At 62.0% G+C, this 12,565-nt stretch carries 15 protein-coding genes; 11 read left to right on the top strand and 4 right to left on the bottom strand.

Features of this window, described 5'->3' with window-relative positions; all coding sequences use genetic code 11:
* Genes PIN01S_RS04890 through PIN01S_RS04880 form a run of 3 tightly spaced genes read right to left on the bottom strand, consistent with a single transcriptional unit; the run spans position 1 to position 1,607 of the window.
* Positions 1-720, bottom strand: coding sequence for a glycerophosphodiester phosphodiesterase (locus tag PIN01S_RS04890; protein WP_084334022.1), 720 nt, complete (start codon positions 718-720; stop codon positions 1-3).
* A gap of 1 nt (position 721) precedes the next feature.
* The gene (locus PIN01S_RS04885; RefSeq protein ID WP_084334021.1) at positions 722-1,021 is read right to left on the bottom strand and encodes a phosphodiesterase; all 300 of its coding nucleotides are present in this window, start codon (positions 1,019-1,021) and stop codon (positions 722-724) included.
* A gap of 4 nt (positions 1,022-1,025) precedes the next feature.
* The gene (locus PIN01S_RS04880; RefSeq protein WP_084334020.1) at positions 1,026-1,607 is read right to left on the bottom strand and encodes a PilZ domain-containing protein; all 582 of its coding nucleotides are present in this window, start codon (positions 1,605-1,607) and stop codon (positions 1,026-1,028) included.
* A gap of 97 nt (positions 1,608-1,704) precedes the next feature.
* Here PIN01S_RS04880 and PIN01S_RS04875 point away from each other — a divergent pair, with 97 nt between their 5' ends.
* Genes PIN01S_RS04875 through PIN01S_RS04865 form a run of 3 tightly spaced genes read left to right on the top strand, consistent with a single transcriptional unit; the run spans position 1,705 to position 4,892 of the window.
* Entirely contained in the window at positions 1,705-2,955 is a 1,251-nt protein-coding gene (locus tag PIN01S_RS04875; protein WP_084334019.1) for a lipoprotein-releasing ABC transporter permease subunit, read from the top strand.
* 7 nt (positions 2,956-2,962) lie between these two features.
* Positions 2,963-3,646 (top strand): lipoprotein-releasing ABC transporter ATP-binding protein LolD, encoded by a 684-nt coding sequence (lolD, locus tag PIN01S_RS04870; protein ID WP_170837190.1) that lies wholly within the window; start codon positions 2,963-2,965, stop codon positions 3,644-3,646.
* Position 3,647: 1 nt separating this feature from the next.
* Positions 3,648-4,892 carry a lipoprotein-releasing ABC transporter permease subunit gene (locus tag PIN01S_RS04865; RefSeq protein WP_084334017.1) on the top strand — a complete coding sequence of 415 codons (1,245 nt, stop codon included), beginning with the start codon at positions 3,648-3,650 and terminating at the stop codon, positions 4,890-4,892.
* Between the two features lie 95 nt (positions 4,893-4,987).
* On the opposite strand, the gene PIN01S_RS04860 is transcribed toward PIN01S_RS04865, so the two are convergent.
* Positions 4,988-5,515: a DUF2062 domain-containing protein gene (locus tag PIN01S_RS04860; protein WP_084334016.1), complete on the bottom strand. Its 528-nt coding sequence runs from the start codon at positions 5,513-5,515 to the stop codon at positions 4,988-4,990.
* A gap of 136 nt (positions 5,516-5,651) precedes the next feature.
* Here PIN01S_RS04860 and PIN01S_RS04855 point away from each other — a divergent pair, with 136 nt between their 5' ends.
* From PIN01S_RS04855 to murB, 8 genes are all read left to right on the top strand, one after another.
* Positions 5,652-7,877 (top strand): DNA internalization-related competence protein ComEC/Rec2, encoded by a 2,226-nt coding sequence (locus tag PIN01S_RS04855; RefSeq protein ID WP_170837186.1) that lies wholly within the window; start codon positions 5,652-5,654, stop codon positions 7,875-7,877.
* A gap of 71 nt (positions 7,878-7,948) precedes the next feature.
* Positions 7,949-8,581, top strand: a complete 633-nt coding sequence (pocA, locus tag PIN01S_RS04850; protein WP_084334015.1) for a flagellar polar localization protein PocA — start codon at positions 7,949-7,951, stop codon at positions 8,579-8,581.
* Positions 8,578-9,006 (top strand): flagellar polar localization protein PocB, encoded by a 429-nt coding sequence (gene pocB, locus PIN01S_RS04845; protein WP_084334014.1) that lies wholly within the window; start codon positions 8,578-8,580, stop codon positions 9,004-9,006. Before pocA ends, pocB begins: the two co-directional genes overlap by 4 nt.
* Positions 9,003-10,007, top strand: a complete 1,005-nt coding sequence (gene lpxK / locus PIN01S_RS04840; protein ID WP_084334013.1) for a tetraacyldisaccharide 4'-kinase — start codon at positions 9,003-9,005, stop codon at positions 10,005-10,007. Before pocB ends, lpxK begins: the two co-directional genes overlap by 4 nt.
* A 101-nt stretch (positions 10,008-10,108) precedes the next feature.
* Positions 10,109-10,294, top strand: coding sequence for a Trm112 family protein (locus tag PIN01S_RS04835; RefSeq protein ID WP_084334012.1), 186 nt, complete (start codon positions 10,109-10,111; stop codon positions 10,292-10,294).
* Positions 10,291-11,055 carry a 3-deoxy-manno-octulosonate cytidylyltransferase gene (gene kdsB, locus PIN01S_RS04830; RefSeq protein WP_084334011.1) on the top strand — a complete coding sequence of 255 codons (765 nt, stop codon included), beginning with the start codon at positions 10,291-10,293 and terminating at the stop codon, positions 11,053-11,055. The genes PIN01S_RS04835 and kdsB overlap by 4 nt, the downstream gene beginning before the upstream one ends.
* Complete coding sequence (locus PIN01S_RS04825) at positions 11,055-11,519, top strand: low molecular weight protein-tyrosine-phosphatase (protein ID WP_084334010.1); 465 nt, start codon at positions 11,055-11,057, stop codon at positions 11,517-11,519. The genes kdsB and PIN01S_RS04825 overlap by 1 nt, the downstream gene beginning before the upstream one ends.
* Positions 11,516-12,535 (top strand): UDP-N-acetylmuramate dehydrogenase, encoded by a 1,020-nt coding sequence (murB, locus tag PIN01S_RS04820; protein ID WP_084334009.1) that lies wholly within the window; start codon positions 11,516-11,518, stop codon positions 12,533-12,535. The genes PIN01S_RS04825 and murB overlap by 4 nt, the downstream gene beginning before the upstream one ends.
* Positions 12,536-12,565 lie beyond the last annotated feature (30 nt).

The following is a 12,565-nucleotide window of genomic DNA, read 5'->3' as shown; positions in this document are numbered from 1 at the left end:
TCAGCGCGTCAGAGTGGCTACTGCCAGGCCGGGGAAGTCGGTGATCAGGCTGTCGACACCGAAGTCGGCGAGCCGGCGCATAAGGGCCGGTTCGTTCACTGTCCATACCGATACGTGCAGTCCCTGTTTCTGTGCTTTCTCGAGACGTTCCGGTGTGCACAGCGTCCAGTTCAGGGCCAGGAGTTCGCAGCCATTGTGCTTGGCGACTTTCAGCGGATCGAGCCAGGCGTACTCGGCCACCAGGCCGCGGGATAGTTGGGGTGTCAGGCGGTTCAGGGCTCTCAATACTTCCCGCGAACTGGACGTTACGGTGACTTTGTCGAGCAGACCGTATCGCTCCGCCAGCGCCTGGATGGCCAATACCGTACGGGCGGCGCGCACGCGCGAAGCGCTTTTCACCTCGAGTTGCCAATGCTCGAAATCGCATTTTTCGAACAGTTCGCTGAGTCGAGGGATGGGGCAGGGATGGACCCAGCCTGGACCACCTTGGCGTGCGTCATAGCCCACCAGTTCCTCGGCGCTGTGCTGCACGACCTTACCGTGACGACCGGTGGTGCGCTTCAGCGTCGGGTCGTGGATGACCATCAGCTCGCCGTCGCGAGAAAGATGGAGATCCAGTTCGCAACGGCGGACACCATGCTCCAGGCACTTCTGGAAACTGGCGAGGGTGTTTTCCGGTGCTTCGCCTTTGGCGCCGCGATGGCCGTAGATCAGAGTCAACTCATTCTTCCTTCGGATGACGGGGCTGGTGATGGCGGACGCTGTCGATGACGCGACCGCTTTCGAAATAGACGGAAAAGTCCCGGTAATCCCAGCGGGTGATCGGTGGTCGGCCGACCGGAGGATGCTCTTCATCGGCCAGACCGAAGCGCTCGAGAACGGCGCGCTGCGACTCGCCGCGGCTGGGCATCGCAATGTCCGTGGCGCCTTGTTGCCCGACCGGGATTTCCAGAGTGTCGGCGAAGCAGGGCAGGGTAGTGGTGAACAACAGGGTGAGCAGTAAGCGGCGTGGCATGGTCATCTCATCATTGCGGGTCGGGGCGTTCGCGGGCCTGGCGGCGTTCCAGGGCCTGCTTCTGCAGGATATGACGAGCCAGCAGTTGCCGCTGTGCATCGGTCAACGCTTCGAACTCGGCGCCGATTTCGAATGATCCGTCCGCGCGGGATTGGCAGTGGACGACCCGTCCTTGCAGCAGCATGCCCAGGGCCTGGGGCATCAACACCATGCGCAGGGCGAGCAGCGTTCCCGCAGGAAAAGCCTCGGAGTGGGTGAAATTGATGCCGCCCTCGGATAGCACTACGGTCTTGCGCGTGCCGATCTCGCGAAGGAGCCCTTGTGCCAGCGCCTGGCCCAGGAGATCGATGCGTTTGTTGATGACCTTCAGGTAGTTGGCGAGGGTTCGGTCGCGCTCGCTGATGTGTCGTAACAGATGTTGCGATTCGAAGTCCATCAGGTGTAGTTCGCTGAGCAGATTGAACAGCGGCGGGGTATCGGGAAGATCGCCGGCCGGTCCGTTACCGGAGTTTTCGGCAGGGCGAATTTCCAATGCGATCGTATCCGTGATGCGATAGTATTCGCGGCGATCGTCTACATCTTTGGTCGACATGGCGAACCCATGGCTGCAGTAGTGTTCAGAGTGTAAAGCCGCTATCCGGGCCTCGCCACAAGGACGTCCCTTCTTTCGCCAGCGAATCAACTCCTCTATGTTCAGACCGCTGTCCGTCTACATCGGCGCGCGATACACGCGTGCCAAGCGCCGTAACCACTTCGTATCCTTTATTTCTCTCACTTCCATGATTGGTCTGGCGCTGGGCGTGCTAGTGATGATCGTGGTGCTGTCGGTGATGAACGGATTCGATCATGAGATGCGAACCCGCGTGCTGGGCATGGTGCCTCATGCCACCATCGAGGGCGACCAGCCGATCGACGACTGGCGTGATATCGCCCAGCGGGTGATGAAGAACCCGCAGGTGCTGGCGGTGGCACCCTTCACGCAGATGCAGGGCTTGCTCACCCATGACGGTAAGGTGCAGAAGGTACTGATCAATGCCATCGATCCGGAGGAAGAGCGCAAGGTATCGATCATCGGCGACTTCTTCCGCGAAGGCAGCCTGGACGCGCTGAAAGCCGGCGAATTCGGCATCGTCATCGGCGACAAGGCGGCGAGCAAGCTGGGCGTTGGTCTGGGCGACAAGATTACCTTTGTCGCGCCCGAGGTCACGGTGACGCCGGCGGGCATGTTTCCCCGGATGAAGCGTTTCACCGTGGTGGGCATTTTCCATGTCGGTGCCGGCGAGCTGGATGGCTATGTGGCCATGACTCATCTGCAGGACCTGGCGCGGCTGCATCGCTGGCAGGGGTCGCAGGTCCAGGGTATTCGCTTGAAGTTCGACGATCTCTTCCAGGCGCCGCGAACGGCCTGGGAGCTGGCGCTTTCCCTGGGGCGCGACGAATACTACGCCCGCGATTGGACCCGCACCCACGGCAACCTATATCAGGCGATCCGCATGGAAAAGGCCATGATTGGCTTGCTGCTGCTGCTGATCATTGCGGTGGCCGCGTTCAACATCATTTCCACGCTGGTCATGGTGGTCACCGACAAGAAGGGTGACATCGCCATCCTGCGGACCCTCGGCGCGACGCCACGGCAGATCATGGGCGTCTTCATGGTGCAAGGTACTGTCATCGGCGTGGTCGGCACACTGATCGGGGCGGTGCTGGGCATCTTCGCAGCCCTCAATATCAGCGCCTGGATCGCTGCGCTGGAGCGCTTGCTGGGCCACAAATTCCTCAACGCCGACGTGTACTTCATCGACTACCTGCCTTCCCAGCTGATGGGCGAGGACGTGCTGTTGATCTGTGCCGCCGCGTTGGTCCTGAGTTTCCTCGCTACCCTTTATCCGGCTTGGCGTGCCGCGCGCACCCAGCCTGCGGAGGCCTTGCGCTATGAGTGATATTTCCGTGCAGGACAAGGCTGTCCTGAGTTGCCGCGATCTGGGCAAGAGCTATGAGCAAGGCCCGCAATCGGTCGAGGTGTTAAGTGACGTGCAACTGGAACTGCATCCCGGTGAGCGGATCGCCATTGTCGGCAGCTCCGGGTCCGGCAAGAGTACCTTGCTCAATCTGCTGGGTGGTCTGGATACGCCGAGCCACGGCAGCGTGTGGCTGGCGGGCCAGGAGTTGTCCGCGCTGAGCGAGAAGGCCCGTGGTCTGTTGCGCAATCGTCAGTTGGGGTTCGTCTATCAGTTCCATCACCTGTTGCCTGAGTTCACGGCACTGGAGAACGTCTGCATGCCACTGCTGATCGGTCAGGCGCCGATCGCCGAAGCCCGCCAGCGGGCCCAGGCGTTGCTGGAGCGGGTCGGCCTCGGTCATCGTACGGCGCACAAGCCGGCGGAGCTGTCCGGCGGCGAGCGTCAGCGGGTAGCCATCGCCCGCGCATTGGTCAACCAGCCGGCCCTGGTCTTGCTCGACGAGCCGACCGGCAACCTCGATCAGCATACGGCCCACGGCATCCAGGAATTGATGCTGGAGCTGAGCAAATCGTCGCGAACCGCCTTCCTGGTAGTGACCCACGACATGCAACTGGCACGGCAGATGGACCGTGTGCTGCGCCTGGAAGAAGGCCGGTTGGTGGCAGCCTGATATGTTCAAGCCTCTCGCGATATTCATCGGTACCCGTTACACCCGGGCCAAGCGACGCAACCACTTCATCTCGTTCATCTCGCTGACCTCGATGATCGGTCTGGCGCTGGGTGTCCTGGCGATGATCGTCGTACTGTCGGTGATGAACGGGTTCCAGAAGGAGATGAGTTCGCGCATTCTCGGCATGGTGCCCCATGCGACACTCTCGGGCGTCCAGCCGTTGGATGACTGGCAGCCAGTGGCCGCCGCTGCGTTGAAGAACTCCCAAGTGATAGCCGCGGCGCCGATCAGCGAACTGGAAGGTATGCTTTCTTATCGTGGTGGGATGCAGCCGATTCAGGTGAACGGTATCGATCCGCGGATGGAATCGAAGGTTTCCATCATCGGTTCGCATATGCAGCAGGGGAGCCTGGAAACGCTCGCGCCCGGTGAGTTCGGGATGGTCATTGGTGACATCACGGCACGGCGTTTTCGCCTTAACGTGGGGGACAAGCTGACGCTCATCGTTCCCGAAATCAGTTCCGCTCCGGGCGGCATCACACCACGCATGCAGCGGTTCACCGTGGTCGGCGTGTTCAAAGTCGGTGCCGAGCTGGATGGTTCGTTGGCTTTGATCGATCTGGAGGACGCGGCCCAGATACAGCGCTGGCAGCCCCATCAGGTGCAGGGTGTGCGTCTTGCGCTGAAGGATTTGTACCAGGCGCCTCAGGTATCCAGCGCGATTGCCGCCCAGTTGGGTGAGGGCTATCGGGCGGATGACTGGACCCATACCCAGGGCAGCCTGTTCAGTGCGATGAAGATGGAAAAGACCATGATCGCACTGCTGCTGCTGCTGATCATTGCCGTGGCAGCCTTCAACATCATCGCGACTCTGGTCATGGTGGTCGCCGACAAGCGTGCGGACATCGCCATCCTACGCACCCTGGGTGCCACGCCGGGCTTGATCATGGCTGTCTTCATGGTTCAGGGGACGGTCATCGGTCTTGTCGGTACCCTGATTGGCGGTGTGCTGGGCGTGTTGGCCGCGTTGAATGTGAGCAACCTGATCGGATGGCTGGAGCGTGTCACTGGCCAGCAGATCCTCAGTTCAGACGTCTACTTCATCAACTATCTGCCGTCCGACCTTCAGGCGTTCGACGTGCTGCTCATCTGTAGCGCCGCGCTGATCCTGAGCTTCCTGGCGACCCTCTATCCCGCCTGGCGCGCATCGCGTACCCAGCCGGCGGAAGCGCTGCGCTACGAGTGACCCGATGCGGGTGGAGACTGAGTTTCTCTGCCCGCGATGTCACAGAAGTCCCGAAGGTGGGCGCGCTAGACTCCGGCAGCTCTGATACCTAAGGATCAGGCGTTGCGCTGCCGGCGAGCTTCCTGGCGTTTGCGCCAGTTGTGCCGAACCCACCAGCGCCAGTAGGTCATGGTGAGAAAGTAGCCCAGGATCGCAAACACAAGCCCTGCTACCAGCGAGCCGACCAGCAATGGTTCCCAGAGCGAGGCGAGCTTGGCGCTGATCCAGGCCATCGTCAGTTCGGCGGGCATGTTTTCCGAAGGTGTCTGCAGAATCCAGGTACCCAGCTTGTAGGTGCAGAAAAATACCGGCGGCATGGTGATGGGGTTGGTCAGCCACACCAGGCCCACGGAAATCGGCAGATTGGCTCGCATCGGTACGGCGAGCGAGGCGGCCAACAGCATCTGCATGGGGATCGGGACGAAGGCGGAGAACAGGCCGACCGCCATGGCGCGGGCGACCGAATGACGATTGAGATGCCAGAGGTTGGGGTCGTGGATCAGCTTGCCGAGAAAGCGCAGGGACTTGTTCCCTTTGATGCTCTCTGGATTGGGCATGTAGCGCTTGAAGAAACGACGCGGCATGAAGGCTCTCTGGCAAACGGAAGCGGGCTTATTATGCACCCATTCACTACAGGCTGCTGTCAGAGTTTGTGACAACGAATAGCAGGCACAGGTCGGCCGACGTCGGCCGGCGCTGCCTGTTGAGGAGCTTCACTCAATGCGCACAGGGATTGTCGCGTTCGTTGCCGGGCTGCTCGCCCTGCGCTTTCTTCCGGCGTTACCGCCGACGTGGCTGCTGTCCGTCCTCGCCTTGTTCGGCTTGATGCTGTTGCCATTCCGCAGCTATCCCCTGGCTTTCTTTCTGTTGGGTTTCAGTTGGGCATGCACCTCGGCGCAATGGGCGCTGGATGATCGGCTACCGCCTTCGCTGGACGGCCAGACCCTCTGGTTGGAAGGGCAGGTGAGTGGTTTGCCGGAGCATCGGGACGGCGTGGTGCGCTTCCAGTTGGACGAAGCCGTCTCGCGACGTACCCGACTGCCGCGGAGTATGCGCCTGGCCTGGTATGGCGGGCCTCCGGTACATGCCGGTGAGCGTTGGCGCCTGGCGGTACGCTTGAAGCGGCCCCATGGCTTGGTCAATCCCCAATCGTTCGATTACGAGTCCTGGCTGCTTGCCCAGCGGATCGGTGCGACCGGCACGGTGAAAAGTGGTGAGCGGCTACGGGCGGCACAAGGGCCCGCGGCGTGGCGCGATTCGCTGCGTCTGCGCATGCTGCAGGTCGATGCGCACGGCCGCCAGGGCGGCGTCGCGGCGTTGGTGCTGGGAGACGACTCCGGCCTGGCGCCGGCGGACTGGCGTCTGCTGCAGGATACCGGCACCGTTCATTTGCTGGTCATCTCCGGTCAGCATGTCGCGCTCCTGGCGGGCCTGGTCTATGCCTTGGTTGCTGGCCTGGCGCGCTGGGGCTTGTGGCCGAGGTCCCTGCCTTGGCTGCCATGGGCTTGCAGCCTCGCTTTCGCCAGCGCCCTGGGGTATGGGCTGCTGGCCGGCTTCGAGGTTCCGGTGCGACGTGCCTGTCTGATGGTAGCGGTGTTGCTGATCTGGCGGCTGCGGTTTCGTCACCTTGGCGTCTGGCTGCCGCTGCTCCTGGCGCTGGCCGGGGTCCTGTCACTGGAGCCCCTGGCCAGTCTCCAGCCGGGTTTCTGGTTGTCTTTCGGTGCTGTAGCGATTCTCTCGCTGGTATTCAGTGGGCGTCTTGGTGCCTGGTCCTGGTGGCGAACGCTCGGACGGGCGCAGTGGACGATGGCGGTGGGCCTGTTACCTCTGTTGCTGGCGCTGGGGTTGCCGATCAGTGCCAGCGGTCCTCTGGCCAATCTGCTGGCGGTACCCTGGGTCAGCGTGATCAGCGTGCCATTGGCCTTGCTGGGTACCTTGCTGCTGCCGGTTCCCTGGCTTGGCGAGGGCCTGCTCTGGCTGGCGGGTTGGTCGCTGGAATGGCTGTTCCTGATCCTCGGGGTTATCGCCGATTGGCTGCCCGCCTGGCTTCCGCCAAAGCTGCCGTTGTGGTGCTGGGCGCTGGCCGCGACGGGGACACTGCTGGTGCTGCTGCCAGCGGGCGTCCCTGTGCGTGGTCTTGGTCTGGCGCTACTCGTGCCCTTGTTCTTTCCGTCCCTGGAAAGACCTGAGCCCGGCAGAGCGGAGGTCTGGATGCTGGATGTTGGCCAGGGGCTCGCAGTGCTGGTACGGACGAATGGGCATGCGCTTCTCTATGACACGGGACCGCGTTTCGGCGAATTCGATATTGGTGAGCGCGTTGTCCTGCCGTCCGTGCGTAGCCTGGGGGTGCAGCGGCTCGATGTCATGCTGCTGAGCCATGCGGACAACGATCATGCCGGCGGTGCCTTGGCAGTCCAGAGGGGAATGCCGGTGGCCAGGGTACTGAGTGGCGAGCCGTCGCGTCTGTCCGCCCGGCTGGAGGCGGATGCTTGCGTAGCGGGCGAGAGCTGGGAGTGGGATGGTGTGCGTTTCGCCACTTGGCGCTGGGCCGATGCGGACAAGGGGAACGCGACATCCTGCGTGTTGCGCATCGAAGCCAATGGCGAGCGCCTGCTGCTGACAGGCGATATAGATGAGGCCGCCGAACGTGCCTTGGTCGGCAGCGGCATGACCGTACGGGCCGACTGGTTGGTAGCGCCTCATCACGGTAGCAGGAGCTCTTCGTCTCCGGCCTTCCTGCAGGCGGTTGCTCCCCGCGCCGTGCTGATTTCACGGGGGCGGCACAACGCCTTCGGTCATCCACATCCTTCCGTACTCGCCCGCTATCGCCGGTTTTCGCTCGAGATCCATGACAGTGCGCTGACCGGGGCCGTACGGGTACATCTGGGCGAATGGCTGCCCGCGCAAGCGTTACGTGCACAGGGGCGATTCTGGCGGGAAAAATGAGAACCGGAGCGGTCGGCGGAGGGATGTCCCTATGCTAGAGTGTCGCCACTTTTTCGAGGGGGATTCATCTCGTGTGGGAACTGGTCAAAGCAGGCGGCTGGATCATGCTGCCGATCATTCTCTGTTCCATCGCAGCCGCCGGTATCGTCGCCGAACGTCTATGGACACTGCGGCCCAGCCGCGTCACGCCGCCGCATCTGCTCGGACAGGTCTGGCGCTGGATCAAGGACAAGCAACTCAGCAACGACAAACTCAAGGAACTGCGTAACAATTCGCCGTTGGGGCAGATTCTTGCGGCGGGCCTGGCCAACTCCAAGCATGGTCGCGAGATCATGAAGGAATGCATCGAAGAGGCCGCCGCCCGGGTCATCCATGAGCTGGAACGTTATCTCACCGCGCTCGGTACCATCGCGGCTGTGGCCCCGCTTCTTGGCCTGCTCGGCACCGTGCTGGGCATGATCGAAATCTTTAGTGCCTTCATGGGTGCCGGTATGGCCAATGCCCCAATGCTGGCGGGCGGGATCGCCAAGGCGTTGATCACCACGGCGGCTGGTCTGATCGTGGCGATCCCGGCGTTGTTCTTCCATCGTTACCTGCAGCGTCGGGTGGATGAGCTGGTGGTCGGCATGGAGCAGGAAGCCATCAAGCTGGTGGAAGTGGTACAGGGTGATCGCGACGTCGACCTGGGTGAGGGCAAGGCGTGAAATTCCGGCGCAAACCGCGGGAAAACATCGAGATCAACCTGGCTCCGTTGATCGATGTGGTGTTCATCCTGTTGCTGTTCTTCGTGGTGACCACCACGTTCACTCGTGAGACCCAGCTCAAGGTCGACCTGCCCGAAGCAGCCAGTGGTACGCCGCCGGAAGAAGCCGAGGTGAAGCGGCTGGAAGTCCTGATCGATGCCGAGGGCAACTATTCGTTGAACGGGCAGGCCCTGCTGAAGAGCGACCTGGCCAGTCTGATGGCGGCGTTGAGCAAGGAATCGGGCGGCGACAACAGCGTGCCGATGGTCATCAGTGCCGATGCCAAGACGCCTCACCAAGCGGTGATCACGGCAATGGACGCGGCCGGCAAGCTCGGCTTCGCCCATTTGCGGATCACTACGATCGAGGCGCAGCCGGCTCCGTGAGTCTCGCCGATCGCCTGCAGGAGGCTTGGTACCGGGGGCACCCCGCACTCGGCCTCCTGCGCCCGCTGGAGGCTCTCTACCGTCGCGTAGTGACACGGCGTCGGGAGCGTTTCCTGGCCGGCGAGGGGAATATCTACCGTCCGCCTGTTCCGGTGGTGGTAGTTGGCAATATCACCGTTGGCGGCACCGGCAAGACGCCGCTGATCCTCTGGCTGATCGAACATTGCCGGGCGCGTGGGTTGAGGGTCGGCGTGGTCAGCCGCGGCTATGGTGCCCATCCTCCGCAACTGCCTTGGCGTGTCAAACTGACGGACGCCGCGGAGCAGGCTGGCGACGAGCCCTTGTTGATCGTCCAGCGCACAGGCGTACCCCTGGTGATCGATCCCGACCGGCCCCGGGCGGTGCGCGCCTTGCTGGAAACCGAGTCGCTGGATCTGATCCTATGCGACGACGGGTTGCAGCACTATCGCCTGGCGCGCGACCTGGAGTTGGTTCTGATCGATGCCGCCCGTGGCCTGGGTAATCGCCGCTGCCTTCCGGCCGGTCCTCTGCGCGAACCTGAAACTCGCCTGCTCAGTGTGGACGCCTTGCTCTATAACGGTGCCGCTGAGGACCGGCAGGATGGTTTCGCTTTCCAGCTGCGGCCCTCCGCACTGATCAATCTGGCCAGTGACGAACGGCGGGCGCTGGACAGTTTTCCTTCAGGGCAAGCAATGCACGCGGTTGCTGGCATCGGTAATCCACGGCGTTTCTTCGCTACCCTCGAAGCGCTACACTGGCGCCCGATTCCGCACGCCTTCGCCGACCACGCCCGATACAGCGCCGCTGAGCTGCATTTCAGCCCGCCGCTACCCCTGGTGATGACCGAAAAGGATGCGGTGAAATGCCGAGGTTTCGCGGCTGAAGACTGGTGGTATCTGGCAGTGGATGCCATGCCATCGGCCAGCTTCGTTGCCTGGTTCGATGCGCAACTGGTCCGTCTGTTGCCCGACCGTCTCTGATCCTGCCTGTCCATCTGGCTTCGGATGCAGACGAGGCCGGCGCCGGAGAGGGCGCTTCGAGCCGGCATATCCGGATGACTAGACCACCTCAGGAATTTCCCATGGATCCGAAACTGCTCGATATTCTGGCCTGCCCTTTGTGCAAAGGGCCGCTCAAGCTCACCGACGATAAATCCGAACTGATCTGCAAGGCGGATGCTTTGGCATTCCCTGTGCGCGACGGCATCCCGGTCATGCTGGAAAGCGAAGCCCGTACCCTCAGTGTCGATGAGCGTCTGGACAAATGAGTATCGACTTTACCGTTGTCATCCCCGCTCGTTTTGCCTCCAGCCGCCTGCCCGGTAAACCGCTGCAGGATATCGCCGGCAAACCGATGATTCGCCACGTCTGGGAGCAGGCCGGGCGTAGCGGCGCCAGTCGTGTGGTTGTGGCCACCGACGATGCGCGTATTGTCGAGGCGTGTCGTGCGTTCGGTGCGGAGGTGTTGCTGACCCGTGTCGAGCATAACTCCGGGACTGACCGGCTGGCCGAAGTGGCGGCTCAATTGGGCCTGGCCAGCGACGCCATCGTCGTCAACGTACAAGGCGATGAGCCATTGATCCCCCCTTCGATCATCGACCAGGTGGCCGGCAATCTGGCTGCTCATCCCGAAGCGGGGATCGCGACACTGGCTGAGCCGATCGAAGACGTGGCCTCGTTGTTCAATCCCAATGTCGTGAAGGTCGTTGCGGATCTTGATGGTCTCGCGCTGACATTCAGTCGTGCCCCGTTGCCTTGGGCGCGTGATGCCTTTGCGCAGAGCAAGGAAAGCCTGCCTGTCGGCGTTCCGTATCGCAGGCATATCGGAATCTATGCCTACCGTGCCGGTTTTCTCCATGACTTCGTTTCCTGGGGGCCCTGCTGGCTGGAAAACACCGAAAGCCTGGAACAGTTGCGTGCGCTCTGGCATGGCGTGCGCATCCATGTCGCCGATGCGTTGGAAGCGCCGCCGGCCGGTGTGGATACGCCGGAAGACCTGGAGCGGGTGCGCCGCCTGCTGGGGGCGTGATGCGCGTTCTGTTCGTATGTCTCGGCAATATTTGCCGTTCGCCGACTGCGGAAGGCGTCTTTCGCCATCGCGTGCGTGAAGCAGGCCTGGAAGAGCGAATTCATATCGATTCGGCGGGGACGGGCGACTGGCACGTGGGAAAGGCTCCGGATAGCCGTACCTGCCGGGCTGCGCGTCTGCGTGGGTATGACCTGTCCGGGTTGCGCGCCCGTCAGTTCCAGCGCGAAGATTTCGAGCGCTTCGATCTGGTCCTGGCAATGGATCGCAGCAACCTTCGGAATATCCAGGCGGTGCGGCCTGCGACTGCCCGGGCCGAGTTGGATCTTTTCTTGCGCCGCTATGACATGGCGTTGGACGAAGTGCCTGATCCTTACTATGGCGGTGAAGACGGCTTCGAGCAGGTTCTGGACCTGATCGAGAGGGCCAGCGATGCGCTTCTGGCAGAGATCAAGGGGCGGCTGTGAGTTTGCATTTTCAGGAAAACCAGTCGCTGAAGCCGTTCAATACGTTCGGCGTGGACGTATCCGCCCGCCTGTTCGTAGAAGTGCGGGGGGAGCAAGAACTGCGCAAGGCTTTGAGTGATGCCGAGCAGAAAGGGCTGCCTTTGCTGTTGATCGGCGGAGGGAGCAATCTGCTGCTGACGGCTGATGTCGAGGCCTTGGTAGTGCGGATGGCCAGCCGAGGCATTCGCATTCTTAGCGACGATGGTGAACAGGTAGTCGTCGAGGCGGAGGCGGGAGAGCCGTGGCATCCATTCGTGCTGTGGAGTCTGTCCCAGGGCTTGATCGGCCTGGAAAACCTCAGCCTGATTCCCGGCACCGTGGGGGCTGCACCGATGCAGAACATCGGTGCCTATGGTGTGGAAATCAAGGATGTCTTTGCCGGGCTGACCGCGCTCGATCGTCATAGTGGCGAGCTGCGGGACTTCATGTTGGAAGACTGCGCGTTCGGTTATCGGGATAGTCTGTTCAAGCGACAGGCAGGACGGTGGCTCATTCTGCGGGTGCGCTTTGCCTTGAGTCGCCAAAAGCGCCTGCATCTGGACTATGGGCCGGTGCGGCAGCGATTGGCTGATCAAGGTATTTCCGATCCCACGGCTATCGATGTGAGCAATGCGATCTGTTCCATTCGCAGGGAAAAATTGCCAGACCCTGCCGAGCTTGGAAATGCCGGTAGTTTCTTCAAGAATCCGCTGGTCAGTGCGGAGGTCGCGGTGCATTTACAAGCTGAGCACCCGGATCTGGTGGTCTATCCCCAGGCCAATGGGCAAGTAAAGTTGGCAGCGGGCTGGTTGATCGAGCGGGCTGGCTGGAAAGGCTTTCGAGACGGTGATGCGGGCGTGCATCGCTTGCAGGCGTTGGTCCTGGTGAATTATGGCAATGCCAGCGGGGCACAATTGTTGGGCTTGGCGCAACGGATACAGGCGGATGTCGCTGCACGCTTCGGCGTGGCGCTGGAGATAGAGCCGAACGTGATTTGAACTTGCTGATTCCAGTGGTGAGGCGGTGGT

Source organism: Pseudomonas indica NBRC 103045 (assembly GCF_002091635.1).
Taxonomy (GTDB): Bacteria; Pseudomonadota; Gammaproteobacteria; order Pseudomonadales; family Pseudomonadaceae; genus Pseudomonas_M; species Pseudomonas_M indica.
Note: the sequence above shows the minus strand (reverse complement) of the source record. Positions and strands in the feature narration are given on the sequence as shown.

Coding starts and splice junctions, on each gene's coding strand:
- PIN01S_RS04860 (WP_084334016.1), bottom strand. CDS start 5,515: ATGCCGCGTCGTTTCTTCAAGCGCTACATGCCCAATCCAGAGAGCATC.
- PIN01S_RS04855 (WP_170837186.1), top strand. CDS start 5,652: ATGCGCACAGGGATTGTCGCGTTCGTTGCCGGGCTGCTCGCCCTGCGC.
- PIN01S_RS04880 (WP_084334020.1), bottom strand. CDS start 1,607: ATGTCGACCAAAGATGTAGACGATCGCCGCGAATACTATCGCATCACG.
- PIN01S_RS04875 (WP_084334019.1), top strand. CDS start 1,705: ATGTTCAGACCGCTGTCCGTCTACATCGGCGCGCGATACACGCGTGCC.
- PIN01S_RS04885 (WP_084334021.1), bottom strand. CDS start 1,021: ATGACCATGCCACGCCGCTTACTGCTCACCCTGTTGTTCACCACTACC.
- PIN01S_RS04835 (WP_084334012.1), top strand. CDS start 10,109: ATGGATCCGAAACTGCTCGATATTCTGGCCTGCCCTTTGTGCAAAGGG.
- PIN01S_RS04865 (WP_084334017.1), top strand. CDS start 3,648: ATGTTCAAGCCTCTCGCGATATTCATCGGTACCCGTTACACCCGGGCC.
- PIN01S_RS04825 (WP_084334010.1), top strand. CDS start 11,055: ATGCGCGTTCTGTTCGTATGTCTCGGCAATATTTGCCGTTCGCCGACT.
- kdsB (WP_084334011.1), top strand. CDS start 10,291: ATGAGTATCGACTTTACCGTTGTCATCCCCGCTCGTTTTGCCTCCAGC.